This window comes from Paenibacillus sp. FSL H8-0457, assembly GCF_038051935.1.
Lineage (GTDB): Bacteria > Bacillota > Bacilli > Paenibacillales > Paenibacillaceae > Paenibacillus_AQ > Paenibacillus_AQ lautus_A.
This window is the reverse complement of sequence record NZ_CP150293.1, coordinates 460,246-485,511: the sequence shown is the minus strand read 5'-3', so window position 1 is coordinate 485,511 and position 25,266 is coordinate 460,246. Positions and strand designations below refer to the sequence as shown.

The 25,266-nt window shown below is 53.7% G+C and carries 24 protein-coding genes and 2 pseudogenes; 15 read left to right on the top strand and 11 right to left on the bottom strand.

Translation table 11 applies throughout. The annotated features are described in order from the left end of the window. The first annotated feature begins 110 nt into the window (after nucleotides 1-110). The 4 genes from MHI43_RS02105 (at nucleotide 111) to MHI43_RS02090 (ending at nucleotide 4,027) form a co-directional block, all read left to right on the top strand. Nucleotides 111-548, top strand: a complete 438-nt coding sequence (locus MHI43_RS02105; RefSeq protein WP_009593826.1) for a hypothetical protein — start codon at nucleotides 111-113, stop codon at nucleotides 546-548. Nucleotides 549-580: 32 nt separating this feature from the next. Further along, a complete protein-coding gene (locus tag MHI43_RS02100; protein ID WP_012818623.1) occupies nucleotides 581-1,585 on the top strand; it encodes a polyprenyl synthetase family protein in 1,005 nt (334 codons plus the stop codon). 91 nt (nucleotides 1,586-1,676) lie between these two features. Next, nucleotides 1,677-2,858, top strand: a complete 1,182-nt coding sequence (locus MHI43_RS02095; protein WP_235201862.1) for a PCYCGC motif-containing (lipo)protein — start codon at nucleotides 1,677-1,679, stop codon at nucleotides 2,856-2,858. Between the two features lie 233 nt (nucleotides 2,859-3,091). Beyond that, nucleotides 3,092-4,027: a hypothetical protein gene (locus MHI43_RS02090; protein WP_036664774.1), complete on the top strand. Its 936-nt coding sequence runs from the start codon at nucleotides 3,092-3,094 to the stop codon at nucleotides 4,025-4,027. Nucleotides 4,028-4,087: 60 nt separating this feature from the next. Here the strand turns inward: MHI43_RS02090 and MHI43_RS02085 are convergent, their stop codons facing one another. The 5 genes from MHI43_RS02085 to MHI43_RS02065 are packed head-to-tail and all read right to left on the bottom strand — an operon-like array spanning nucleotide 4,088 to nucleotide 7,532. After that, complete coding sequence (locus MHI43_RS02085; protein ID WP_012818620.1) at nucleotides 4,088-4,879, bottom strand: energy-coupling factor transporter transmembrane protein EcfT; 792 nt, start codon at nucleotides 4,877-4,879, stop codon at nucleotides 4,088-4,090. Between the two features lie 45 nt (nucleotides 4,880-4,924). Beyond that, nucleotides 4,925-5,782: an ATP-binding cassette domain-containing protein gene (locus tag MHI43_RS02080; RefSeq protein WP_012818619.1), complete on the bottom strand. Its 858-nt coding sequence runs from the start codon at nucleotides 5,780-5,782 to the stop codon at nucleotides 4,925-4,927. Further along, a complete protein-coding gene (locus MHI43_RS02075; protein WP_012818618.1) occupies nucleotides 5,731-6,606 on the bottom strand; it encodes an energy-coupling factor transporter ATPase in 876 nt (291 codons plus the stop codon). The genes MHI43_RS02080 and MHI43_RS02075 overlap by 52 nt, the downstream gene beginning before the upstream one ends. Before the next feature lie 16 nt (nucleotides 6,607-6,622). Then, complete coding sequence (locus MHI43_RS02070; RefSeq protein ID WP_009593823.1) at nucleotides 6,623-7,168, bottom strand: Gx transporter family protein; 546 nt, start codon at nucleotides 7,166-7,168, stop codon at nucleotides 6,623-6,625. Then, on the bottom strand, nucleotides 7,152-7,532 hold the full coding sequence (locus tag MHI43_RS02065) for a NusG domain II-containing protein (protein ID WP_009593819.1): 381 nt from the start codon (nucleotides 7,530-7,532) through the stop codon (nucleotides 7,152-7,154). The genes MHI43_RS02070 and MHI43_RS02065 overlap by 17 nt, the downstream gene beginning before the upstream one ends. Nucleotides 7,533-7,691: 159 nt before the next feature. Between MHI43_RS02065 and MHI43_RS02060 the strand changes: the two genes are divergently transcribed. From MHI43_RS02060 to MHI43_RS02035, 6 genes are all read left to right on the top strand, one after another. Further along, nucleotides 7,692-8,756, top strand: a complete 1,065-nt coding sequence (locus MHI43_RS02060) for an FAD:protein FMN transferase (protein ID WP_012818617.1) — start codon at nucleotides 7,692-7,694, stop codon at nucleotides 8,754-8,756. A 22-nt stretch (nucleotides 8,757-8,778) separates the two neighbouring features. After that, nucleotides 8,779-9,528, top strand: coding sequence for a Crp/Fnr family transcriptional regulator (locus MHI43_RS02055; protein ID WP_012818616.1), 750 nt, complete (start codon nucleotides 8,779-8,781; stop codon nucleotides 9,526-9,528). 404 nt (nucleotides 9,529-9,932) lie between these two features. Further along, nucleotides 9,933-12,737, top strand: a complete 2,805-nt coding sequence (locus tag MHI43_RS02050) for a glycoside hydrolase family 3 protein (RefSeq protein ID WP_036664777.1) — start codon at nucleotides 9,933-9,935, stop codon at nucleotides 12,735-12,737. Between the two features lie 273 nt (nucleotides 12,738-13,010). Continuing rightward, on the top strand, nucleotides 13,011-13,544 hold the full coding sequence (locus MHI43_RS02045) for an RNA polymerase sigma factor (RefSeq protein WP_036664778.1): 534 nt from the start codon (nucleotides 13,011-13,013) through the stop codon (nucleotides 13,542-13,544). Beyond that, on the top strand, nucleotides 13,531-15,180 hold the full coding sequence (locus MHI43_RS02040) for a DUF4179 domain-containing protein (RefSeq protein ID WP_036664780.1): 1,650 nt from the start codon (nucleotides 13,531-13,533) through the stop codon (nucleotides 15,178-15,180). Before MHI43_RS02045 ends, MHI43_RS02040 begins: the two co-directional genes overlap by 14 nt. 214 nt (nucleotides 15,181-15,394) lie before the next feature. Next, nucleotides 15,395-15,841 (top strand): carboxymuconolactone decarboxylase family protein, encoded by a 447-nt coding sequence (locus tag MHI43_RS02035; protein WP_036664782.1) that lies wholly within the window; start codon nucleotides 15,395-15,397, stop codon nucleotides 15,839-15,841. Here the strand turns inward: MHI43_RS02035 and MHI43_RS02030 are convergent. Next, a complete protein-coding gene (locus MHI43_RS02030) occupies nucleotides 15,810-16,709 on the bottom strand; it encodes a sigma-70 family RNA polymerase sigma factor (RefSeq protein WP_036664783.1) in 900 nt (299 codons plus the stop codon). The genes MHI43_RS02035 and MHI43_RS02030 overlap by 32 nt on opposite strands. A gap of 303 nt (nucleotides 16,710-17,012) precedes the next feature. Here MHI43_RS02030 and MHI43_RS02025 point away from each other — a divergent pair, with 303 nt between their 5' ends. Genes MHI43_RS02025 through MHI43_RS02015 form a run of 3 tightly spaced genes read left to right on the top strand, consistent with a single transcriptional unit; the run spans nucleotide 17,013 to nucleotide 19,357 of the window. Next, nucleotides 17,013-17,888 carry a diguanylate cyclase gene (locus MHI43_RS02025; protein ID WP_036664784.1) on the top strand — a complete coding sequence of 292 codons (876 nt, stop codon included), beginning with the start codon at nucleotides 17,013-17,015 and terminating at the stop codon, nucleotides 17,886-17,888. A 37-nt stretch (nucleotides 17,889-17,925) separates the two neighbouring features. After that, a complete protein-coding gene (locus MHI43_RS02020) occupies nucleotides 17,926-18,069 on the top strand; it encodes a hypothetical protein (RefSeq protein WP_200868625.1) in 144 nt (47 codons plus the stop codon). Beyond that, nucleotides 18,062-19,357: a glycosyltransferase gene (locus MHI43_RS02015; protein ID WP_036664785.1), complete on the top strand. Its 1,296-nt coding sequence runs from the start codon at nucleotides 18,062-18,064 to the stop codon at nucleotides 19,355-19,357. The genes MHI43_RS02020 and MHI43_RS02015 overlap by 8 nt, the downstream gene beginning before the upstream one ends. A gap of 121 nt (nucleotides 19,358-19,478) precedes the next feature. On the opposite strand, the gene MHI43_RS02010 is transcribed toward MHI43_RS02015, so the two are convergent. Continuing rightward, nucleotides 19,479-19,706 (bottom strand): DUF896 domain-containing protein, encoded by a 228-nt coding sequence (locus MHI43_RS02010; protein ID WP_012818607.1) that lies wholly within the window; start codon nucleotides 19,704-19,706, stop codon nucleotides 19,479-19,481. 327 nt (nucleotides 19,707-20,033) lie between these two features. Between MHI43_RS02010 and MHI43_RS02005 the strand changes: the two genes are divergently transcribed. Together MHI43_RS02005 and MHI43_RS02000 are read left to right on the top strand one after the other, a co-directional pair. Beyond that, a complete protein-coding gene (locus MHI43_RS02005) occupies nucleotides 20,034-21,389 on the top strand; it encodes a sodium-dependent transporter (RefSeq protein ID WP_036664786.1) in 1,356 nt (451 codons plus the stop codon). A 160-nt stretch (nucleotides 21,390-21,549) separates the two neighbouring features. Then, nucleotides 21,550-22,026 (top strand): hypothetical protein, encoded by a 477-nt coding sequence (locus tag MHI43_RS02000; protein ID WP_036664787.1) that lies wholly within the window; start codon nucleotides 21,550-21,552, stop codon nucleotides 22,024-22,026. 94 nt (nucleotides 22,027-22,120) lie between these two features. Here the strand turns inward: MHI43_RS02000 and MHI43_RS01995 are convergent, their stop codons facing one another. The 4 genes and pseudogenes from MHI43_RS01995 to MHI43_RS01980 all read right to left on the bottom strand — a co-directional run. Continuing rightward, nucleotides 22,121-22,846 carry an ABC transporter permease gene (locus tag MHI43_RS01995; RefSeq protein WP_036664788.1) on the bottom strand — a complete coding sequence of 242 codons (726 nt, stop codon included), beginning with the start codon at nucleotides 22,844-22,846 and terminating at the stop codon, nucleotides 22,121-22,123. Then, nucleotides 22,843-23,691 (bottom strand): ABC transporter ATP-binding protein, encoded by an 849-nt coding sequence (locus MHI43_RS01990; protein ID WP_036664789.1) that lies wholly within the window; start codon nucleotides 23,689-23,691, stop codon nucleotides 22,843-22,845. The genes MHI43_RS01995 and MHI43_RS01990 overlap by 4 nt, the downstream gene beginning before the upstream one ends. A 169-nt stretch (nucleotides 23,692-23,860) precedes the next feature. Next, nucleotides 23,861-24,199 (bottom strand): annotated as a pseudogene (locus tag MHI43_RS01985) (LytTR family DNA-binding domain-containing protein); the annotation flags it as partial. A 582-nt stretch (nucleotides 24,200-24,781) separates the two neighbouring features. Next, a pseudogene (locus MHI43_RS01980) lies at nucleotides 24,782-25,189 on the bottom strand (ATP-binding cassette domain-containing protein); the annotation flags it as partial. Nucleotides 25,190-25,266 lie beyond the last annotated feature (77 nt).

Genomic DNA, 25,266 nt, shown 5'->3' with positions numbered 1-25,266 from the left:
AATAGAACGGGCTGATCGTATCGGCTTTGCCGAAACAAGCTCAAGCCCTAACCGTTCTGCCGACATTCACATTCTGATCAACACGAGCCTTCCGGAAGGAGTCAATAACGATGGATATGAAGCTATTACAGGATACGATCGACCTGCTTCGGTCGCATATCGATTCCGGAACGGATATCGATTGGATGGAGATGGATAACAGACCGGTGAGGGACATCGCCGATATGCTCAACGCTTATGAACTCGCCTATTCACGCAAAATGACGGTGCTGGCTTGCTGCATCCTGATTCATACTGCGCTAAACAAGCATGGCAAGCTGCAAGCGAAGGATAACGAGAGACTGACGCGTTTGCTGCTGGACGGCGATTATTTGACCGGACTCATGTACCGGATTGCCGTCAAGCGAAAGGAATGGAAGCTGCTGTCCCGGCTTCTCCCCTTTCATAAGCGCATGCAGCTCAGCCTGCTCAAGAACGTTTCACCCGAAAGGATATTCAACGAGCTTAAGCGCGAAATCCGCAGCTATCTGGAGCAGCGGAGCGCGTAAGGAGCCATCCATGGAAAGGGGCGCGGATACAGATGAACCTTCATAACCGAATCGGAGTGGATCTCGCTTCCTTCGATCGCCTGCTCCGGGAGGTCGTCAGCTCAGACCGCGACCTCCCCCCTTCCTCCGTGGTGCTGAGCAGCGTCATGGATCTCATTAATGCCGGCGGCAAGCGGCTGCGCCCGCTTATGGTCGTGCTCGGCAGCCGTTTCGGGGAAAGCGGCCATGAGCCGGCCGTCATGAAAACCGCCGTACTGCTTGAATATCTGCACATGGCCTCGCTGGTGCACGATGACATTATCGATCAATCCGATATGCGGCGCGGCATGCCGACCCTGCACGAGACGACCGATGTCCAGACGGCGGTGCACATCGGCAACTACATGATTGCCCGTGCCATCGAATGGGCCGCCGGTCATCCGGGCGGCGACCCGGACGGGAACAGCGAAGACGTCTCCGAAGACGAGGCCTACCGATTAGCCGAGCTTGCGGCGCTGGTCACCGAGCTCTGCATGGGAGAATACGATCAGCTTCAACACCGCTTCGACTTCGGACTGACGATGGAGCAGTATTTGGAGAAAACGCGCTGCAAAACGGCCCTGTTGATGGCCCACTGCCTGAAAGCGGGCGCGGAAGCAGCCCATGCGGATGCCGGAACTGCTGAACGGCTCTTTCAATTCGGGGAGTCGCTCGGCATGGCCTTTCAAATCCGGGATGACCTGCTCGATTTCACGAAGCCCAGGGAGGCCATCGGCAAGCCGGCTGGCGCAGACCTGCAAAACGGCAACATTACGCTGCCGGTGCTTTACGCCCTAAACGATCCTGCCCTTGCACCTAGAATCAGGCAGCTCGGCCCTCATTCCGCCGCGGCAGACATGGATGACGTCATCCACCGCATCGCCGCAACCGGCGCGATCGAGCAGAGCGAAGAGCTTGCCCGTTCCTATGCGGAACATGCCCAGCGTATGATCGGCGACTTCGCGGATCACCCGGCTCAGCGTGATTTGCAGGCATTGCTCCATTATTTCCTGCCCTAAAAGACAGACATGAAGCCATATACTCCAAACGAACAGGGATACGTCCATCATGGATGCATCCCTGTTCGATATGAAAGGATGTTTAATCGACATGCATCGCACACGAATCTGGCGGTGGCGAATTGCGCTGACGGCCTTCCTGCTCCTGCTTGCTGCCGGGGGCTTCATGCTATTCAGGACATCTCCTCTTGCGGAACAGGAGACCGTTGACACGCAAGTGAGCTCCATCGCCATTTTTGCGCTCAAGGGCTGCGGCGGCTGTTCCAAGGCGCTGGGCGTCATGGAGCAGATGGAAGCAACCTCCCGGGACTACCGTTACCAGTATTTCAGCATTTCGGAGGATACGGAGGCCGTTAACCGGTACGGTATTACGGAGCACCCAACGATCCTGTTCCTGAACGCTCAGGAGGAAGAACTCGGAAGACTGACCGAAGATATATCAAGCGACAGGATCCTGCGGGAGCTGGAAGATATCGCTGCGAACGGTGCACGCCCGCCCGAGGGAGCGACTCTCTCGGCCATCCCCGGCACGATGCCCAGCGTAACCCTCCATGCCTATGACCCGCATTCCGGTCTATTCACGCCGGTATCCCAGTACGTGCAGACGGATACCTCCGTCCGCTATCCGAAGGTCAGTGCCATGACGATGCTGACCCAGCTTTCGGATCTGCTGCCGCCCGAGCTGGAAAGCGCCATCCCGGCCGGCGTAAGCTTCGCCGAAATCCGAACCGAACACGGGGTAACCGTGGTGGAGCTGTCCCCATCGTTTCGTGCTTTTACCGGCTCTAAGGAGGGAGAACGGGCGGAAGAAGCCATCGCGCTTACGCTGCAGACCTTTGAAGGCGTGAACGGCGTTCAAGTGGTAAGCGGCGCGTATCGCAGCGACATCCTCTATGCGGAAGCCCTTGCTGGCCGTTCCGACGGCAAAACCGAATACCTGCTGCATCCCGATACGCCTCTTCCGCATATGTCCAGCGTGAAGGAATACAATGCAGCCATCCTCCATGCCGGCCACTTGGCCTTCATGCCCTGCTTCTGCGGATGCGGCGATGCCGGCCATAGCAGCAACCTCAATTGCTACTATGCTCAAGAGGAAGACGGCAGGCTCACGCCAACCACGCACGCGAAATTCTGCCAAACCTGCCTGGACGTCACGAATATGTACCTGGGCGGCAGGCAGCAGGGGCTGAGTCTGAAGGAAATCCGGCAATCCGTGGACCGGGCCTACGAGGGGATCAAGCCGACGGATACACCGATGCCGATGAATGAATAGGTATGACAAAAACACCGTTCCGTAAAGGATCGGTGTTTTTATCTATATTTTCTATGAGATGCATTGTAAAGCTCACAAAAAAGATCGGTCAAATCCCAGTTCACTGATATAATTCCCATATTATAACTTTACGGCAGACATGCATCTCATCTATGATTTGACTGGGTAAATCATCCACCTTATGGGATACGCCAAAATTAAAAATCGGCAGATTAGAGGAGACGTATTACAACGTGATCAGAACATACCTAAGCTTTTTAACACTGGCATTGCTGTTTCTTATGTTTGCCCATGAAGAGACGGAAGCCTCCAGCCAAAAAGTTAGTTTGACCCTCCCTAACGGGGCCACCTACTATGGTGAAGTGAAGAACAACAAACCTCACGGAAAAGGTACGATGCGATGGGGACCATCCAAAGTATACAGCGGCGAGTGGTACAATGGACAAAGATCCGGTACAGGCAAATACATATCGGACAAGCTTCCCGAGGATATGAAAATCGTCTACGAGGGGGAATGGCGAAACGATCGTCCTAACGGAACGGGAATTCGGAGCGAAAGCAACCCTGATTTTGAATTTCATGTAATCTCGAAGGGCATTTTCAAGGATCATGACTTGTTGTCAGGTTATACCGTGATGCAATCCATGGACATCCTTTCGTTTGAATACCGGAATGGGAACACTCTCTTGGAGTTTTCCGTATCGGATCAGGAGCAGGCAAATGAATTGATGCTATCAAAATTGGCCTGCGGCCGCATTCAACTGCTGAATTATTACAAAAGGGATAAGTCCACGCCTGACTACAAAGGGTTCGCATATGCAAGCGAAATGGAGGATTACGGGAGCTCCATCAGCGAAGGCGTATATCGAACGGGTGACTATGGGGTGATGGAGCTCTACACTGGACTGAATCAACGCTTCGAGGACGAAGAGCACTATAGAGTAGAGAATTACAAGAACGGGAGACTCGCCTCTGCAAGAGAAGTACCGGAGAACGGACGGTTTGCCGGGATCGTTCAAGGGAAAATCAATAACAAGAAGCATGTCCTGCAGCCTTACCTAGGTGAATTCTCAAAGCTATTAAAGGACATTGAAAACGAATCAGAGCCAGAAAGCTGCAGCAACTCGTCCACCAGCGTTTGCGGGCCCTTTTCTATCCAATTCGAGTAACAATAAACCACCAAACCGCAGTCCTTTAGGACTGCGGTTTTCATGCTCTTCAGACCGCCGTTACAGCAGCGCGGCTGCGGCCACGGGCAGCAGAAATGCCGCCACGAATAACGTGTCCGCCCGCTTCCATACAAACAACCTGAACCTGCTTCGCCGCGCACCCAGGCGATAGCCCCGGGCCTCCATGGAATCGGCCAGCCCGATCGCGCGCCGGAAAGCGCCTGTCGTTACCGGGACCAGCAGGGCAATGATCAGCCGCGCCTTCTCCCTCAGCGGGTGGGATGACAGGTCCAGTCCCCGGGAATGCTGCGCCTTCCACAGCCGCTCGGCTTCCTCGAAGATGGTCGGAATGAACCGGAGGGCTATGCCGAGCATCAGCACCAGCCGATCCGTCGGCACGCCGATCCAGGTCAGAGGCCGCAAGAGGCTGCCGAGTCCCTGGGCCAGCTGCTCCGGCTGGGTCGTGAAGGTCAGCACCGCCGCCAGCATGATGAAGAGTCCCATCCGCGAAGCGGACACGATCCCTTTTTCCAATCCGCCGGCATATACCTTGAACGCGCCCACATCCAGCAGTTTCCCGCCTCCCGCATCATAAAGGATGTGAAATACCAGGATGAACAACAGCAGGAACATCAGCGGTTTCATGGCTCTGATGTAATAGCGGTACGGGATACGCGTAGTCCGGATCACCACAGCAGTGAACAGCAGCAGCGCGAGTACCCCCATATATCCGTCCACCAGGAACACAGCCACCATAAAGAGCGGCATGGCCGCCGTCTTGGCGCGGGGATCCAGACGGTGAACCCATGAATCGCCTTCCATATATCGGCCCAGGATGATTTTTCGTTTCATGTCGGCTCCCTCCTATCTCCTCTGCCTAGCCCTGCCAGCCCTGTCCTATGATCCCAGCAGTTCCGCATACCATTCCGCCAATGCTGCCGCATCCGGAAGCATTTCCGCGGGTTCGATTCCAAGCTGTGCGGCCAGCATACCCGCCATCCGCACGGAGGAAGGAGCCATCAGACCTCCCTGCTCCAGCACCTCCTGTCGGTGTACGAGCTCCCCGGCCGTTCCTTGAAATAAGACCTTGCCGTCCTTGATTACCACGAATTCGTCTGCAAAGGGCACGATTTCCTCCAATCGGTGAGTGACAACGAGGACGGTTTTGCCTTGCGTCCTCGTTAATCCATGCAGCCGCTGCATCAGATCCTCCCGGCTGGCAGGATCGAGGGAGGCCGTTGGCTCATCCAAAGCCAAAATGTCGGGATCCGCCGCCAATACGGCGGCAACCGCCGCTTTCCGCATTTGGCCCGAGCTTAGCTTGAAGGGACTCTGCCCCAGCAGCTCCTCGTCCAATCCGACGAAGGATGCCGCTCTGCGGACCGCCTCTGCGGCTTCGGCAGGACTCCGCCCGAAATTAAGCGGTCCGAATAATAGATCCTTCTCCACCGTTTCTTCAAACAGCTGCTGCTCCGGATATTGAAACACCAGGCCGACCCGTTGCCGCAGCCCGGCCGGAATTTTCTTGCCGTCACCCGATTCAAGGCGGAAATCCAAAATGCGAATCAGGCCGTCATCCGCCCGAATCAAACCGTTCATATGCTGGAGAAGCGTTGATTTCCCCGAGCCCGGCGCACCAAGGACGGCAATCATTCGGCCTTCCTCCAGCTCCAGATTCAGGCCGTCAAGCCCAAGAACCGGACTCATCCCCCGGTCCCGGTAGCGGTAAGAAACCTCTTCGAATGATATGACCATAATGCCTCCAGCACCTCCTTCTCCCTGACCAGCTCGCCGATATCGATTCCTCTCGCTCTCAGCTCCCTGCACAACTGGAGGGCAAAAGGCGCCTTCAGCCTGCACCGCTGCAGCAAGTCGTCCTGCAGAAGCAGCTCCTTTGGACTGCCGTCCGCGGTCACCATGCCGCCGTCCAGCACGATCATCCGGTCGGCTTCGGCCATCTCCTCCACATCATGGGTGATGGAGATGAGCGTGTACCTGCCTTCGGCGTGCATGGCCCGCATCAGGCCCAGCAGCTCATTCTTGGCCTTCTCATCCAGCATGGAGGCCGCCTCGTCCATGACAATGATGGAAGGCTCCATCGCCAGCACGGCAGCGATGGCCGCCCGCTGCTTCTGTCCGCCGGACAGAGTGGCCGGATGCCGTTGGAGCAGATGGACGATATCCAGCCGCTCCGCATAGGTTCGAATCCGCTGCAGCATCTCTTCCCGGCTCAGGCACAGATTTTCCAGGCCAAACGCGATATCATCCTCTACGGTGAGGCCGACAAACTGATCGTCCGGGTTCGCAAACACCATGCCGATATGACGGCGAATGTCGCCCAGCGTGCGGCCGTTCAGCTCCAGCCCATCGATCAGAATGCGTCCCCGGCTCATGAGGAGCAGGCCGTTCAACAGCCGAATGAGCGTGGACTTGCCTGCCCCGTTTCTCCCGGCGATGCATACCCACTGTCCATGGGGGATCGCCAGCGAGACATCTTTGAGCACGTTCGTGCAGCCCTGTCCGTAATATACATGTTTAAGCTTTACGGCATGTTCTGACTTATCGGTTATGCCCGCCATGCCTAACGCCTCCCCCTTAGCTTTCTGTGTGAAACATGCCGAACGGATCAATACGCCGCAGGGATTCGATCAGATATTTTGCGGCCCATCCGACGAAGATCCCGGTCACCACGCCCGCCCCGAGCAGAAAGGGCAGGTAATAATAGATTTTTGCCGTCCCCAATACCAGCGAGGCTGCCGTCAATTGTCCGATATTATGAGCGATGCCGCCCGCGATGCTCACCCCGGTTAAGCTGAAATTGCTCCCCCCGAGCCTCAGCATGACATACATCACCAGATAACTCGCCAGAGCGCCGAACATGCTGAACAGAAAGGTCGAGAAGCTGCCGAGTATAAAGGCGGTCAACAATGTTTTTAAGACAATGAGCCACAAGGCATCCCTGCCCCCAAGACAGACCAGACAGGTCAGAACCATAATATTGCCGAGCCCCAGCTTGGCGCCGGGTATCGTGACCGCGAACGGAATCAGGGCTTCCACAATGCCCAGCACCACCGATAATGATGCGCAGATGGCGATCACGACCAGCTTGCGGAGCGCATAAGGATCAGGAGACAACGGCATCCGGCTCACTTCCTTTAATTTGTTCTCCGGTCACTTCAACGAACACGCGATTAGGCAAACATACGATGGTGCCATGGATGTCGTGAACGTGGCCGAACCCGATGCAGAGCTGATCCGGACAATCCGACTCCACCATCTCGATCCCTTCGCGCGAGATCCTCAAGAGGTTGTATCCCCGCTCCGTCCGGATTTCTATGTCTCGGGGCTCTTCCGTCAGCGCCACCGTATCATAATGCTTTCCGTTCACCTCGATCATGGCATAGGTTCCCTTTGCCGTTCCGTCTTCCCCCATAAACTTGGATATTCCAAACCAGGCGACAGCCGCTATCAGCACAAGCGCTATTCCAATATCTCCGCGTTTCATCAGCATCTCTCCACTTCGCTTTGCTTATCTTCATTATCAGGGCTGCACCAAGTGCCAGAAATGATTTTTCTCACATTCAGCGGGGTAAGGGTCTGATACGCTGAGATCATCGGAACTCGATGCGAAATCAGCATCAGAATTCGAAGAGGAGGCACTATCATGAATAGGAAGTTTCTTTCCTGCGGCAGCCTGTTGATCATGCTCACCCTGCTGATGACGGGAGCGATCGGCTGCACAACCAAAGCGGATCAGAAGACAGCCGCCAGCACCGAACCGGCAACCGAACGTTACTTTATATTCGATACCATTGTCAGTCTCCGCGTTTACGATGAACGGATGACAACCCGGCATTTCGACGAGGTTAGGGCTCTGCTGGAACGGATCGACCAGCGCATGAACCGGCAGCTGGCCGGTAGCGAGATTGATCAGGTCAATCAAGCGGCGGGCAAATCCGAGGTCAGCGTTTCGGAAGAAACCTTCAAGGTGGTCCAGACCGCTATCGATTACGCGGCGGCTTCCGGCGGACATTTCGAACCGACCGTAGGCCCGCTGGTGGATCTCTGGGGCATTGGAGGCGAACATCCCGCTGTACCGAAGAAAGATGAGCTGACTGCCGCCATGCAGCGAATGAACTACAAGGATGTGATTTTAAATCCGGCATCGAATGCCATCCGGCTGGAGAAGGAGGGAATGTCGCTGGATCTAGGCGCCATCGCCAAAGGATATGCCGCAGATGTTATCGCAGACTATTTGCAGCAGCAGGGTTTCCGCTCCGCCATCATTGACCTCGGGGGCAACATCCTGGCCATGGGTTCAAAGCCGGACGGCTCACCGTGGAATATCGGCATCCAGGACCCTGAGAAGGATCGCGGGCAATCCCTGGGGACGCTTGAAGTCGTCAATAAGACGATCGTGACCTCCGGCGTGTACGAGCGTTTCTTCGAAGCAGAGGGAACCGTGTATCACCATATTCTGAGCCCCTTCACCGGTTATCCGGTCGATAACGACCTGCTCAGCGTGACGATCGTGACCGACACGTCCATGGACGCCGATGCCATGTCGACATCCGTCTTTTCGCTTGGGCTTACGGAAGGTCGGCAGTTCGTCGAGAGCCGGGATGACGCCGATGCCATTTTCGTCACCACCGACCATCAAATCTATCTCACTTCAGGTCTGACCGATACATTCAAACTGACGAATGACAATTATCAGCTTGCCGAATAAGTTACGAAAAGGAGAAGATCGTATGAAACAGAATCGAGCTGCAAGGTCCGATGCGAAGGATGGAGGGCTGTTTCCTGCGGGCACTTCCTTCGTCTTTTCGCCGCCGCATCTCGCTTTAATCCGGGAAATGGCCGAGCCAATCGGTTTGTTTGCCGGCGATTGTCTGTATCAGGAGAACGATCCTGCCGACCGGCTGTACTTCGTAAACCGGGGAAGCCTGAAGGTATCCAAGCTGCTGGAAGGCGGATTGTCGGCAACCTTGTCGCTCCACATCCCGGGCGATCTGTTCGGTGAGCCCGATCCGTTCGGACGAGCCGTGCATCATTTCGAAGCCAGGGCCATGGAGGATAGCGAGGTCGGCGTCGTGCCCCAGACCGAGCTGGATAAAATCATCCGCATCAACGGTGACTTTGCCGTGGAATATATGGGCTGGATGGCGCTCATGCAGCGTACCACGCAGAGCAAACTGCGCGATCTGCTGCTGCATGGCAAATCCGGCGCCCTATGCTCTCTGCTCCTGCGGCTGTACAATATGTACGGCACCTGCGGGACCGCCAAGGATCACAGGGCTATCATCGGCAAGCGGATCACGAATCTGGAGATGGCTGAGATGATCGGCTCTACTCGCGAAAGCGTCAACCGCATCTTGAACGAGCTTAAGGATCTGGGCGTGATTTCTACCGAACGGGGGCGCATCGTTCTGAATGATCCCGGCTATTTGCGGAATATTTGCCACTGCGAGGACTGTCCCAAAGAGATTTGCCGAATGTAACGGACATCAAACAAAAAAACCTCTGAATGGAACACGGAGTCAACAACAATCTACCGTGCCCAAACAGAGGTTTCTTATTCTCATGGCCCCTTTCATGAATTTCATTTACACGCCAGCACCCAAGGATTCGTGATCACCACATGATTCCATTACCCGCTCTAGAAAAACGAATTCTCTCCTGAAATGATACTGCCGTCTGATTAACGACCTCCCTTCAAGCATGCAGAGGTTCGGCAAACATTCGAAATTTCCACATGAAAACTGCGCTAATTCTCGGTGTATCATGACTCCGCCTTGCGCGCTATGATGGAGTTGATTTAACGGTTTAAGGGAAACGCACACTTTTTGCATGTATATCTGAGAGCGTTTCCATTCCAACTCTGCTTAGAAATGAGGTTTTGCTCATGAAATATCCGTTCCAGGATCCGGATCTACCGCTGGAAGAGCGGGTTCACGATCTGGTATCCCGATTGACCTTGGACGAAAAAATCGAATTAATGTGCCAATACCAGACGGAAATCCCCCGTCTCGGCGTGCAAAAATATAAGCATGGCACCGAAGGCGCCCACGGCGTGGCATGGCTTGGCGAAGCGACCGTCTTTCCGCAAAACACCGGACTTGCGTGCACGTGGAATCCCGAGCTGATGCGTGAAATCGGCTCGGTCATCGCAGAGGAAGCCCGGGTCTATTACCAGCGCGACCGGGCCATCAACGGACTGACCATCTGGGCGCCGACCGTGGATCTGGAACGCGACCCCCGGTGGGGACGAACGGAAGAAGCCTACGGGGAAGACCCGCACCTGACCGGGGAGCTATCCACCGGGCTGGTGAAGGGCATGCAGGGAGACCATCCCTTTTACTACAAAACGGTAGCTACCCTGAAGCACTTCTACGGCAATAACAATGAAGCCGACCGCGGCAGCGCCTCGGTAAGCATCGATCCGAGGAACAAACGCGAATATTATCTGAAAGCTTTCGAGGCTCCGTTCCGGGAAGGGAAAGCCGGTTCCATGATGACCGCGTATAACGGCATCAACGGCACGCCGTGCAACCTGAACCATGAAGTGAACGATATCGTCAAGCAGGAATGGGGCATGGACGGATTCGTCGTAGGGGACGCGGGTGACGTGCTGGGTACCGTCATGGACCATCATTATGTCGCTTCCTACGCAGAGGCCGTTGCGGGTTCCGTCAAAGCCGGAATCGACAGCATCACCGACGATCAGGACATCTCCTTCCGCGCTCTCCGCGATGCTTTGGAGCAAGGATTGCTTGAGGAGCAGCATCTGGACCATGCCCTCCGCAATACCTTCCGCGTCCGCTTCCGCCTTGGCGAATTCGACCCGGAGGAGCGGAATCCATACAGCCGCGTACCGGAGACGAAGCTCTGCGCGCCGGAGCATGCCGAATTATCTCTTCGAGCCGCCCGTGAGTCGATCGTGCTGCTGAAAAACGACGGTTTGCTGCCCCTTCCGCGTGATCCGTTCAAATCCGCGGCCGTGATCGGACCGCTCGCCAACGAAGCGTTCACGGATTGGTACAGCGGCACGCCTCCCTACCGGATTACGCCGCTTCAGGGCGTGCAGGCCAAAGCGGGAGACCGTTACGTTCAATTCCATACGGGATTGGATCAGGTGCGCCTTCGTTCTGCCGTCAGCGGCACGTATGTCGCCCTGTCTTCCGAGGAGCAGGGCATCCTGCTTGCAGGCACGTCAGCATCCGCCGATGCCGCCGTATTCGAGCGAAACGACTGGGGCTGGGGCTCTGTCACGCTCCGCCTGGTCAGCAGCGGCAAATTCGTGACGGAAACGGAAACGGGACTGCAAGCTGCGGCCGACGAAGCTCGCGGCTGGTTCGTGAAGGAGGCTTTCGGCTTCGAGGCGTTGCCGGATGGAAGCTTCCTGATGAAAAACTGGGAAGGCAAACCGATCCTGCTCGATGAGCATGGCCGGCTTGTTGTTGGCGGCATCGAGGAAACGGGAACGCCGTTTACCATCGAAACGGTTCAGGACGGCATCGCTGAAGCCGCTGCAGCGGCAGCATCGGCTGAAACCGCCATCGTCTTCGTGGGAAACAGCCCGTTCATTAACGGCAAGGAAACGATCGACCGTCCCGACATCACCCTTCCGCCTGCTCAGCAGGCTTTGATTCAGGCGGTGTTCGAAGCTAATCCCCATACGGTGGTGGTCATCGTAGGCGGGTATCCGTTCGCGGTGAACTGGGAACAGGAGCATGTGCCGGCCATCCTCTTTACGTCTCACGCCGGGCAGGAGCTGGGCCACGCGGTGGCCGACGTTCTGTACGGAGATTATAATCCGGGCGGCCGCTTAAACATGACGTGGTATAAGTCAACCGAACAGCTTCCGGACATCATGGATTACGACATTATCAAAGGGAAGCGGACCTATCAATATTTCGAGGGGGATGTACTGTACCCGTTCGGTCACGGCCTCAGCTATTCCCGCTTCCAATACAGCGGTCTATCGCTTAGCCGTCCGCAGATCACGGCCGAAGGCAGCGTAACCGTCACCGTTGCGGTTAGGAACGAGAGCCAGCTGGCCGGGGATGAGGTGGTTCAGCTGTATGTGAAGGCTGACTCCTCCCGCGTCATTCGTCCTCTCAAAATGTTGAAGGGCTTCCGCCGCGTTCATCTGGCTCCAGGCGCTTCGGAAACGGTAACCTTTGAGCTCAAAGCCGAGGATCTGGCCTTCTGGGATGTCACCCGGGAGCGCTACTGCGTGGAAAGCGGGACCTATACGCTCATGGCTGGACCATCCTCCGGCCGGCTGCCGGTCACCGCAGTCCTTCAAGTCGAAGGAGAAACGATCCCGCCACGCACGCTGCGGGAGCCTGTTCGAGCAGTGAATTATGACGACTACCAGGGTGTCTTCCTGGATGAATGCCGCGAAGGCGGCGAAAGCATCCGTTTAATCGGCGACTCGGGATGGATCGCCTTCCATGACGCCGATCTCGGCGATTCTCCGGCCACGTTCGAGGCCAGGGTGAGCGGACATATCAAGGGTGGCGACATCGTCGTTACGACCGGCAGCCCGGATGGCCCCGCAGCCGGAAGCTGCAGGGTCCTGCCGACCGGAGGGCGCCAGGCCTGGACGACGGTAGAGGCCGATCTGACGGGGTTAGCAGGACGGGCCGACGTCTTCCTGATCATGAAAGGCGAGGTGCAGATCAGCTGGTTCGGCATAGCTTAAGCCGCCAGCGATCTAGTGATAACCCTCTCTAATATGCTTAATCGATGGTTCTAACGAGCCTGTCAGCGGCACCCTATCTTACAGATATCCATAGAACATCTTGCCCTACGTTTTATACGATGGGCAGATGTTCTTTTTTGTTAGAATGAAGTCAATCCGAAAATATAAGAAAATGTCTCCGCCTTCGTTACAGGCCACCACCACAAAAAATGTGAACCCTTTCCAAGGGTCATTTGTTTATTAGACATAACGCAAAGAAAGGAGTGCCTTGGATTGACGGAACGCGAGTTATTCGATTCATACAACAAGGACGTGTACCGTACCTGCTACTACATGCTGCGGAACGCCCAAGACGCGGAAGATCTCTGCCACGACGTATTCGTCACCGTATTTCGCCAGGATTGGAGAAGCGTGGAGCATACACGCGCCTGGATCATGCGCATCGCGATGAATCACTGCCTGAACCTGCTTAGAAGGAATCAGACCCAGCGGGAAAAGCAAAGCCAGGTCGCTTGGCTCCACGAGCAGACCGCGGCATCGGTTAAATCCGTGGACACCATCGTATTGGAAAAAGCAGCGGCGGCGGAATGGGAGAGCCTGCTGCGGCAGCTCCCGGACAAACTGATGGCCGTGGTCACGCTCCGCTATATCGGCGAGCTGTCGATGGCGGAAATCGCCGAAACGTTGAAGATCCCTGTAGGAACGGTTAAATCAAGGCTTCACAAAGCATTGAAAATCATGCGCAAAAAGCTCGAGCATCATAACGGCTTTTGGCTGAAGGGGGAGAAACAATTTGGAACGTTTTGAGAATATTCTGAAAAATCAGATGAACACAGCGAATAACGTGTCTTATCCTGATTTTGACCGGATGTGGAGCAGCATACAGCAGGACGAATTGAAGGTGGCCGGAGGGGAATCGACTCCGCTTCGTCCGCGTAAGCGAAAGCGAATTGCGATCATTACCGGGATATCCGTCGCCCTGATGGCCACACCGGTCTATGCAGCCTTGAATTATGACTGGTCCCATCTTCTATCTTACAAGGCCGGGATCCAGACCGCGCTAGAACAAGGGCTTGGCCAGGCAATTGAGAAATCCGTTACGAAGGATGGCATCACGCTAACGGTGCACACGGCGTTTATCGATGAGAACCGCACGTTCCTGCTCTACAGCCTGGATCCTGGCTCATCGCTGGCCGGCGAACAAATCGCTTTTGATCGAATCGGGCTTAAAGATAAGGAAGGCCATTCCGTCGAGGGCCATTATTCGCATCAGTGGAACGAGGAGTTAGGCGTATTCCAGGGGTATTTCGAGACCGATTGGGTTGCTGAGGGCCAGATCGCGGATATCGAGTTTGCGATGGAGAATATTCGTTTTACCGGCGATGGAAAACAGTCCATCCCTTACGACCCTCAAAACCCGAATACGCAGGTATTCCCCATTCAAAAGGATGGCATTGACAGCGTGACCCTGCAGTCCTTCGAGCAGGCCGAAGGCAATGTCCTGCTTCAATCGGCCATTAAATTTACGGACCCTGAAATGAACAGCAGAAGCTGGGTGCGAATTCAAGCGGCCGATGACAAGAATGAGATGATTAAGGAGGTTAAACCTTCTACTTTCGGAACTCCGGCAGCCACCGGAGAATACCTGAGCCAGCAAATATTCAAGTCCGATTCCCTGCGTGCGGAAGGTACGACATTCCAGTTGGCTTATGATCGCACGCTGCAAAGCGTCGATGAAACCTGGAGCTTGAATATGGCTCTATCCAAGAAACAAATGGCCAACGGCACATGGAAGGACGTGCTGAATATCCCTGTAGATCAGGTGCCTGGCGAAACGAATATCCATGAAATGATCGTGACGCCAACCCAAGTCCGGCTAATCCTGACCCATAAGGAAAAGCATACCCGTTTTCCATACATGGACTATCAGCTGGACGTAGGCGGGACGCTGTTAAGCGGAAGCATGTGGCATGTGCCCGGCCAGTCCAAGAAAACGGAGCTGCGCTTTGAGATGACCGGGCTGGATGCAGCCTCTCTGGCGAACCAACCGGTGTCTCTGATCGCCAAGCACCGCGTCGACGAATTCGCCGGTGACAATAGTCCGATCCGCTTAACCGATATTTCGGCTGAGCATCAGACCTTAACGTCCAGCATTGCCGGCTATCCGATTACATGGACCTATTACATGAAGGATCATAATCTCTATGTAGAATCCTTGAGCTCCGACCCGGCGTTCGGCGGCGTCAACCAGACTTATTATCTGGACGGCGAAGATCGGAGCTATGGCATGCCGGCCATCATCGGCCTGCTCGGGGATGACAGTAATAAACATATGGACGTGTATAAGAATTTCGACAAGACCGAGCTCGAGGTTTATGTTTGGAACTATACCACCCATAAGCGGGACGATGTCCTGCGCATTCCGCTCAAAACCGGGAAATAAACCTATCAAGCGTTATAAACGATAAAGAAACCCCATGCAGAGACGAAAACGTTACCCGGTGCAGCATTTCTGCCAAGAAATGCTGCACCTTTCGTATCTTTCGTACCCCATCAATGAAGGGTTTCTTCTTTTTTTTCGTTCACATGTCACAATTCTGGGCGGCAGACTGTCATATTGGTGAACATCAACCATCAACCGTAAAGGGGAACTGAACATGGAACTGCGAATGAATTACCGGTCGGCCAATCCCGAAGCCTTCAAAACCCTGCTTGCCCTGGAGCAAGCGGCTCAAAAAAGCGGACTGGATCACAAGCTGTACGAGATCATCAAGCTCCGGGCGTCCCAGATCAACGGCTGCTCCTTCTGCGTGGATATGCATTCGAAGGATCTGCTCTCCATGGGCGAGAGCGTGGACCGTCTCCTCCTTCTGCCGATGTGGCGCGAAGTGCCGATCTATTCCGACGAGGAACGGGCCGTCATCGAATTGACGGAGTGCGTGACCAAGCTGTCCGAAGCCGGCGTTCCGACCGAGGTATACGAACGCGTGCGCAAGCATTTTGACGAGAAGCAATTCGTCGATCTGGTCATGGCGATTACGACCATCAATGCCTGGAACCGGATCGGCGTCGCTACAGGGCTGTTCCCGGGCTGTTTTGATTAAACAGCTGCAATTTATCCGGATTGACCACAAGAAAGATCCGGCTGATGCGGGATAAGTCGGGTTCCCACTCTGCCGTAAGCACCATGGAGACCCTGCCTTCCCGCTTCAGCAATACGCCGGGCTCCCCATTGATGGAGACGGGTTCAAACCCTTCCCGGAACGAGCCTTTGGCGGACAATCCCTCGAAGAAAGCCCGTACCCGCTCCACGCCCAGTATCGGATTGATGGCTGCTTTCGCTTTGCCGCCGCCATCCGACAGCAGCGTAACCTCTTCCTTCAGGAAAGAGAGCAGCGGTTTAAAATTACCCATATCGGACGCCCGCAGGAAGGCTTCAACGAAGCGTTCCTGCTTTTCCGTACGGGTCCCTTCTCCCACCGGCCTCTCCGTATGTCGGCCCATTTTTTGCTGGGCACGGCTGAAGGTCTTGCGGCAGCTGATCTCCGTCTTTCCAAGCATCTCCGAGATTTCATGATATTCGAGACCCAGCGTATCTTTGGCGATATAGACGGCACGCTCCAGCGGCGTTAAGCGTTGAAGCAGCACCAGATAGGCATATCCGATATTCTCGCGGCGTTCCGCAGGATCGGACCGCTTTATCATGTCATAATCCGGCATCGGCTCCGGCAGCCAGGGACCGGTATACGTTTCGCGCTGGCGCCTGGACGATTTCAGCAGGTTGATGCAGCGGTTCGTTGTCATTTTGGCCAAATATGCCTTCTCGTTTATCACCTCTCCCCGATCCATCTGCACGAATTGGGAAAAAACATCCTGCACAATGTCCTCGGCATCCGCCGCACTCCCCAGCATCCGGTAGGCCAGGCCGAACATCATCGGCTTGTATTCGATATAGATTTGATCCCATAACATCAGGCACACCTTCTTACTCTGTATATTGTCGGCAGTAAGCTACACCACATATAAGACAGATGAACACTACCGTCTGTGACATCAAGACGCCCTAATCCTACTCTATCCTATAGATCCCGATCTCTAAAAGGGGCAGTTTATCGGAGAGTTTGAGGGTCAACGAACGCTGCGTTCGCGATCCAATATGAACATTGTGGACAAGGTACGATAAATCTATCGACATTTGGGTAATTTTTAAATAACATATGGAATGACCTCACCACACACGTAAAAGGTTTAAGAGCTTAGAAAGTAGGGAAACACATGAAAAAATCCACCCCTTTACGTCGCGTCGAATTCGGTTATTTTCTGCTGATTGCTCTTGCCATCGTCCAGCAGGCGTTATTATTTTGGCATATCCATGTAAACCAAAGTTTTACTTTCATGGAATTTATGTTTAGCATCGGCTCGTTGGCCGCTTTGCTTATCGGCTTCTTCCTGCCGGTCGGCGTTTCGACGGTTGCCGTTTTTGTGTATTTGGTTACGTATTTCGTCTGGTTGTCCACGCTGGCTCCGATCCACGCGCTTACGCTGTCCTGGATTTTGCTGCTGCCCGCCAATACCGCCATTGCCGTCTTCATTAAGCTGGCCCTCGTGCGAAGCCGAAGATTTATCCGCCGTCTCGAGCAACTGAGGAAAACCAACCCGGACATCGACATCGATACCTCGCTCGGCAGCAAGGAGGCTTTTGAAAGCACGCTGGTGAAACAAGCAAATCTGGCAAACCGGTATTCCGATCAATACGGATTCTGCATTATGATGTTCAAGCTCGATTTCCTCCCCCTGACCAGAGAAAACGTCGGCTCCCACCGCTTTGCCAGGCTGATTGTGGAATTGTCCAATACGATTCAGAAGCAGATCCGTTACGAAGACTATAAGTTCTCCATCGGCGAAGGGCGGTTTATCATTCTATGTCCGCTCACCAAGCCGGAATACCTCAAAAGCCTCATGGACCGCATCAAAGTCGCCATGATGAACGTCCCCTTCCGGGATAAAAAAGGCATGTCCCTCAAGCTAGTGGTCCGAGCCGGCGGCCTCGTATTCCAGAAAGAGCAGTTCAGCCGATACGAACATATCGATGATGTCATCTCCGCTTTAGAACGTAATACCGAGACCGACCTCATCGGTGAATATATTTAACAGTTATCATCACCTTGAAAAAGGAGGCTTGCAGCCGATGTCGTATACCCAGTGGTTTATCCCTCTATGCATCGGGGTCAGCATCGTGTTCTCCATCGCCATCATGATCCTGACGATCGCCACCTTAAGCTTCCGTTCGAAAATCAAACGAAAGTACGATCGGGGGAAGTTTAGTGACTGACTTTTTCCTTGTTATCTCCATCATCAGCATATGGATTGCCGTACTGGAGTCGATTATTATCATGGCCGGCGCCATCGTGTTCATTCATAAACAAAGCCGGCAGAAGCTGGTGAATCCCGGCAATTTGGAGGATTATCCCACCGTGACGGTCATGGTGCCCGCGCACAATGAGGAAATGGTCATCCAGGCAACTGTCGAGCACATTTTGCAGATGAATTACCCTCACCACAAAATGCAGCTGATTGTCATCGCCGACAATTGCAAGGATCATACGGCCGAGCGGTTACAAGCGCTGAAAGCGAATGAGCGTTACCGGGACCGCGACTTTCTGATCCTGGAGAGAACGGGAACCGGCGGCAAATCGGGCGCTTTGAATGACGCGCTCAAGCAGGCAACGGGCGAATGGATCTGTGTCTACGACGCCGACGCCGCTCCCGAGAAAAATGCGCTGTTGTTCCTCACGCAGAAGGCGATGGAGCAGCCCGAACGCTACGGGGCCGTCTTCGGACGCAACAAGGCCCGAAACCGCGGGCAGAATTTCCTGTCCCGCTGCATCAATCTGGAGCTGGTGACCATTCAGCGCGTGCATCATACCGGGTTATGGCAGCTGTTTAAGCTGGGTACCATTCCCGGCACGAACTTTATCGTGAAAACCGCGCTCATTCAGGACATCGGCGGATGGGATGAGCATGCGATCACCGAAGATACCGCGATTTCGTTCGAGATCCTGACGAGAGGGCAGCTGATTGCCCTGGCTCCCCAAGCCGAAGCTTATCAGCAGGAGCCCGAGGATCTGAAGGTGTACATGAAGCAGCGCGAACGCTGGGCCAAAGGCAACTACAGCGTCGTCACGGATAATATTCATCATCTGTTCGACCGGAGCAGCTGGCGGATTAAGCTGCATGTGCTGTATTACGCGGCCAGTTACTTCTGGTTTATGATTGCCATCATCATCTCGGATATTATATTTATCGCCAATATCGTGTATCAGATCATCGCGCTGTTTAATCCGGCCGTCGTCTCTCCTTTCCGGTTTGAAGGGGATGTCTACATGTATCTCGTCATTGCCTGGGCCTTAATGTATTACATCTACGTCCTGCAGATTAACCTGGCGCTCGCAACGGACATCGGCCAAAGCACCACGCGAAACTTCATTCTATCCTGCATGTCGTACTTCACCTACGCTCAGCTGTTCCTCGTCATCTCCATCAAGGCGTTCTACTCCATGATCGTGGACAAGATTACGGGCAGGGAATCCAAGTGGTATAAGACGGAGCGGTTTGGATAGAGGGAGTCATTCGTATTAGGTGTTAGAAAAATAAAAGAAGAAGGATCGCCATGTCATGGCGATCCTTCTTCTTTTTCCACTATGTTCACCATGCTGTGTAAAAGCATTTACATCGTCATGGCTATTCGATTTTCCAGTTCTTTTGCTCATTGCGAAGTTTCTCAGGCGTCACGTCATTACCGGCGGGATCCACGATGCTTAATCCCGAAAAGGTGCTCAGCACCTGTCCGCGAATTTCGCGCAGGTATTCCGTGCGCAAAACTTGCTGTTCGGCTCTTTCCGCAGCAGTGAGCACTCCTTCCCGCTGTTTTTGTGCCAATTCGTTAATCCGGGTTAAGCTTTGGATCATGATATCCCTCTTTTCCGTTATTTGTTTGTTTATTTATCTTAATATAAAGATATATTATTTTAAGGTATTTGTCAACCCCTGCCAACCTTCATTTCCGTCAGACGCATTTGTGATTATTTTCCTATCGAAAGTCCCTTCCTTTCCTTAAACTTGGTGTTTAAGGTTTAATTATTTACAAATCGTGGTTAATGTTAGTATTGAAAACTTGGTGTTCGCAGCATAATACAAATGCAGGTCTTCATCCCTTAGGAAAAATTGCTTATGCCTTTCTGGCAGAACATGAAATATAATAGAGGAACTTAACTTTAAACAACTGGGGGAACATCTATGAAATCTCAGCTTAACAACCCAGCTTCACCGGGAAAAAACGATCGTTTTTCCTCTGCTGGATTCATCCTGGCCGCGATCGGGAGCTCTGTCGGCCTTGGAAACATGTGGAAGTTCCCGTACATTACGGGAGAACACGGCGGCGCAGCTTTCTTCCTGCTCTTCATTATCTGTCTCATCGTGATCGGTTTGCCCGTCCTGCTGGCGGAGCTTGCCATCGGACGAGCCGGCCGCGGGAGTGCCGCGACTTCCTTCGTTAAAGCGGGCGGACCGAAAGTCTTTGGACAGCTTGGATTGCTCCAGGTTATCGCGCCGTTTCTCATCCTGACCTTCTATGTCATTGTGGCAGGCTGGACGCTTCATTATGCCGTCATGTCGTTTAGCGGCAATCTGTACAGCAACACCGATTTCGGCGGTCAATTCACCGCGTTTACGGAAGGCTACATGCCGATCATTTGGCAAATTGTCGCTATTGCGATCACAGGTTGGGTAGTGGCTAAAGGCATCTCCGGCGGAATCGAAAAATTCAACAAGGTCCTGATCCCGGGACTGATCATTCTGTTAATTGTGTTAATGATCCGTGCTGTAACCTTGCCAGGGGCCGGAGCAGGGGTATCGTTCTTCTTGAATCCTGACTTCTCGAAGCTGAGCCCGGAAGCGGCACTTGTCGCGCTGGGACATGCCTTCTTCTCCCTCTCGCTTGGGATGGGGATTCTGTTGACCTACGGGGCTTATGTCGATAAGCGGCAATCCCTTGGTCCGGCTACCCTCGCCATCGGCGCAGGCGACCTGATCTATGCATTTATTGCCGGGCTTATCATATTCCCGACAACCGCTTCGTTCGGGATCGAGCCGAATGCCGGCCCTTCCCTTGTCTTCATTGCCTTGCCGGCTGCCTTCTCGGCCATGCCGCTGGGTGCTTTTTTCGGAGGATTGTTCTTCGTCCTTCTAGCCATCGCCGCTTTAACCTCCGCGGTCTCCTTGCTGGAGGTTCCGACCTCGTATGTCATGGACCGCTGGCATTGGGGACGCACCAAAGCCGTTGTGGTTATCAGCGCACTGGTTCTGCTGGTCGGCTTACCCTCCGCGTTGTCATTCGGCATCGTGCCAGGACTTACCGATATCGGCGGCAAAAATTTCTTTGATTGGCTGGATTTCATTACATCCAACATCCTGCTTCCGATCGGGGGCCTGATCACCACCCTCTTTGCGGGATACTTCTGGAAGAAGGCCGCTGATGCCGCAGGTCTGAAAGCAGGCTGGTTCCGGATATGGCTGTTCATGCTCCGTTATATTGCGCCGGTTCTCGTATTTCTGGTGCTGCTTCATACCACGGGTGTTATCACATTCGAATAATCATGCTTTCGGCAGCCCCTTGGCCCTTCCCGGCCGAGGAGGCTGCCTTTTCTATGGACTTGGCCACCCGGACGGCCGGAGATGGACCGGACACTTGCAGATAAGCACACCTTCCATGAAGCGGATCATATACTATCCTAAAAGGAGGTGTTTTCTCTCCATGCCGATTCAATTGTTGGACATGCGTCTATCCGTCCATATGCCGATGCGGGCCAGCGACAGTGAACCCATCGATATTTCCGAGCCGCTCCTTATCGGAGATATCGGACTTCAAACCATCCCGGCGCTTGGAACGGTCAACGTCACGGACGTGCGCGTATGGCTGTCCGGCACGGTATCCTTGTTACGTCCGACCACAACCGAGGCAGCGCCTTCCTCCATGACTCTATTGATTGAACGCGACGGTAGCGGAACGCCAGGTTCCGGAACGATCATTTACGAGCAGGTCGTCGATCCCGGGAACCTCTCGTTCAATATGTTTCCCATCTCCCTGACGACCGGTGATTTCCCTCCCGCCGCGGTCGTTAACCAAGGATTGATCCGTTATACTCTCTATATAGTCTCAGCCGGCGAAAATTCACTACTGCTCAGCGGACCGGTCTCCTTCAGCGGCATTGCGGTCGCCGGATCCGGTTGAGGCGAAGTTTAAAAGGCAAGAAGGTCTTCCCCGGTTCGCTTTGGGAAAGACCTTTTTTTATTGAACCTAATGGCCGGTACCGACGACAGCAATGCTATCGATCGAACCGTTTACGGCTGTACACCGCGGCAGCTGCAACAATGGAGATGACCGTCCATCCTGCACAGATCAGCAGATCCTGGGTCATTTCGCTGATAGCGGCACCTTGGCTGACGCTGCCCATCACATCGATAAATTTCTGCGTAGGCAGATAATTCACGATGCTCATGATCCATTCATTGCCTAACATGGGAGCGAACATCGGGCCCATAACGAAGACAATCAGTACCGGCAAACCGATAATGGAGGACTCTTGTACGGTACGTGACATCAAGCCGATGATTAAACCAAGCGCAATGAACATGACGAGCGAGACGAGAATCAGCAGGGACGGAATTCCCCAGTTGACCTCCGGCACCTCCGAAACGGCCACCGAAGCGATCACCGCGATCAGGGTCAATACGAAGGTGAGGAAGCTTTTGCCCATCAGAATCTCGGTTGTGCTCGCAGGCGAGAGCATCAATACGCGCAGGGTATGCTTTTCCTTCTCTTCCGCCACCATCATCGCCAGCACGAATGCGCCTGTCATCGATAAGGCCAGCAAAATCGGGAAGCTCAGGATCATCATGTCATCGCCCTTTGTCCCGCCGCTCCCCATCTTGCTGAACAGGAAGGCAAACATGATCGGCATTCCCATCATCAACAGGATTTGCGGGTTGCGGATACTATCTTTCCACTCTTTGTTTATGATGGCTTGCAGTCTCTTCATGGAAAATGTCATTGCAATTCCCTCCCAGTCATTTTTACGAAAATATCGCCTAACGTCGGTTCATTGGAATGGATCGATAACAGCCTGCCTTCCAGCATCCATTGTCCGATGCGCTGCGCGCTCTCTTCATTCTGCTGCAGCACCCGCTTGCCCTCGCCCTTCACCAGAACCGTCATCGATTGATCGGTATGCGCCAGCCGCAGCTGCTGCGGGGTATCGATCGCTTTGATCACGCCATCATGGATAAAGGCCACGCGATCACACAGGCTCTCCGCTTCCATCATATTGTGGGTCGTTAGAAAAATGCTGGTTCCTTCCCGATTCAATTTCCGCAGGCCCTCATGAATATGAAGGGTGTTAACCGGGTCCAACGCTGACGTCGGCTCGTCCAGGAATAGCAGATCCGGCTTGTGAAGAATAGCACGTGCCAGCATCACTCGCTGTTTCATCCCTTTGGAGAGCTTTTTCACCATCGTCTGACGGTCATTGGCCAGATTAACCTCTTCCAGCACCTCGGCAATCCGTTTCGATTCCACGTCATACAGCCTGCAGAACAGTTCCAGATTGTCTTGAATGGTGAGCCTCTCATATAATGCACTGTTATCGGTCAGTATGCCGATCCGGCGCTTATGGCTGGCATCGTTCATTTTATGTATAGGTTGACCGAACACCTTCACGGTGCCGGAGGTTGGCAGCAATTGGGAAGTCAGGATCTTCACCGTCGTTGTTTTGCCCGATCCGCTTGGACCCAGGAATCCGAATATTTCGCCTTGATGAACATTAAATTGGATATGCTGTAACGCACTCTTGTTTCCGAACGCTTTCAGCAGCTGATTGACTTCAATGATTGGTTGCACGTTTGATCCATCCCTTCAGGTTGTCGTTGTCGTTGTCGCCTTACACCCTTCATGTTAAGGTAACGTCGAAAACGCCGCATTATAATAGGGATGAAAGGAGTATATCCGCTATCGAAACCTGCGATATCAGCCTTGAACGGAGCAAACATTCGGATGAATGCAACGCAAATCAAATGCCAATGATCTTTTTTAGCTCATCGTATTTGCCTTTGGATAACGGGATGGAGCTCTTGGAATGGTCGTCCAGAATTAAACTGTAGCTGTTCCGTGTCCATGTGATGACTTCACGGACCTTCTGCAGATTCACCAGGTACGAGCGGTGACAGCGATAGAAGCCGAACCCCTTGAGCCTCCCTTCCAGATCGCTTAACGACATGGAGCAGGCATAGATCCCTTGGAGAACATGGAGATTCGCGACGCCTTCATGGCTCTCGATATAATCAATTTCTGTCGGATCAAACAGAATCAGCTTGTCCCCCACCTTGGCCGGAATCTTCTCGAAGCGTACGGGCTGGACGAAGGCCGGCACTTGAGCTCCCGCGGGGACCGGTTGTCCTCCTGCCCCGGCTTCGTCAAAGGTTTCGGAAGATTGCGATTGATCAGGGAAAGCGCTTAGCTTGGCGGATTTCGGCTTAGCCTCGGCGGATTCCGTTTCTGTTGCGGTCTTAGGCGCAGTCAACGGAGCCTGTGCTTCTGTTTCTTGAGTTACAGTCTCCGCAGCAGCCTCAGCGGGCATTATATTTTCAATCCTGGAATCAGCTGCTGTATATAGTCTTCCCTGATCCTCTACCTCAATTGAATGGAATGGCTCTCTATCTCCATCTCCATCTCTATCGCTAATGGGGTCCAACTCTTCTTCCGCCGTTTCCAGCTTTTTAAACCCGGCATGGCTATATAAATACACATCATTGGTCATCGATATGGCCTGTTCCAGCACCATGGTCGTGATGACGATCGCTTTGCCTTCCTCTATCAGAGCCGGTATCAGATTACGAATGATATAACTTGTCTCAAGATCGACATTTTGCTCCGGGTCTTCCATGAGCAAAACCGGCGGATTATGTACGAGTGCACGTGCGATGGACAATCGGCGCAATTCCGAAGTTGTCAACTGCAACACCCGGCTGTTTTGCTTCTCTGCTAGTCCTAAGCGCTGCATTAACAGCTCCATGTCCGGCTTCGTCTCATAGAGACGAGCATAAAAATGGAGAAATTCACGAACCTTCAGACGCTCGTATGCCGCATCCGATAACAGCTGAATCCCTATTTTTTCTCTAATATTCCGTGTATGTTCCGGTGTCAGCGCCTCTCCCAGAATCCAGATGGAGCCCTCCGATATCGGCGTCTGCCCGATCATGGCTAGCAGCAATTGATGTCCGAATTCGTGATTGCATTGAATGGCAACGCATTGACCTGCGCTCACCTCAAGGTTGATGTGTGGAATTAATACGGTACTGCCGGATGTCTTCTGCACGTGTCGTAGCTGTACTGCGCTCATCTGATTTTGTATCCCCCTAGATTGTTGATTCAACAGTCCTATTTTAATGGAATGATTTGGATGAAACTACTATTTAT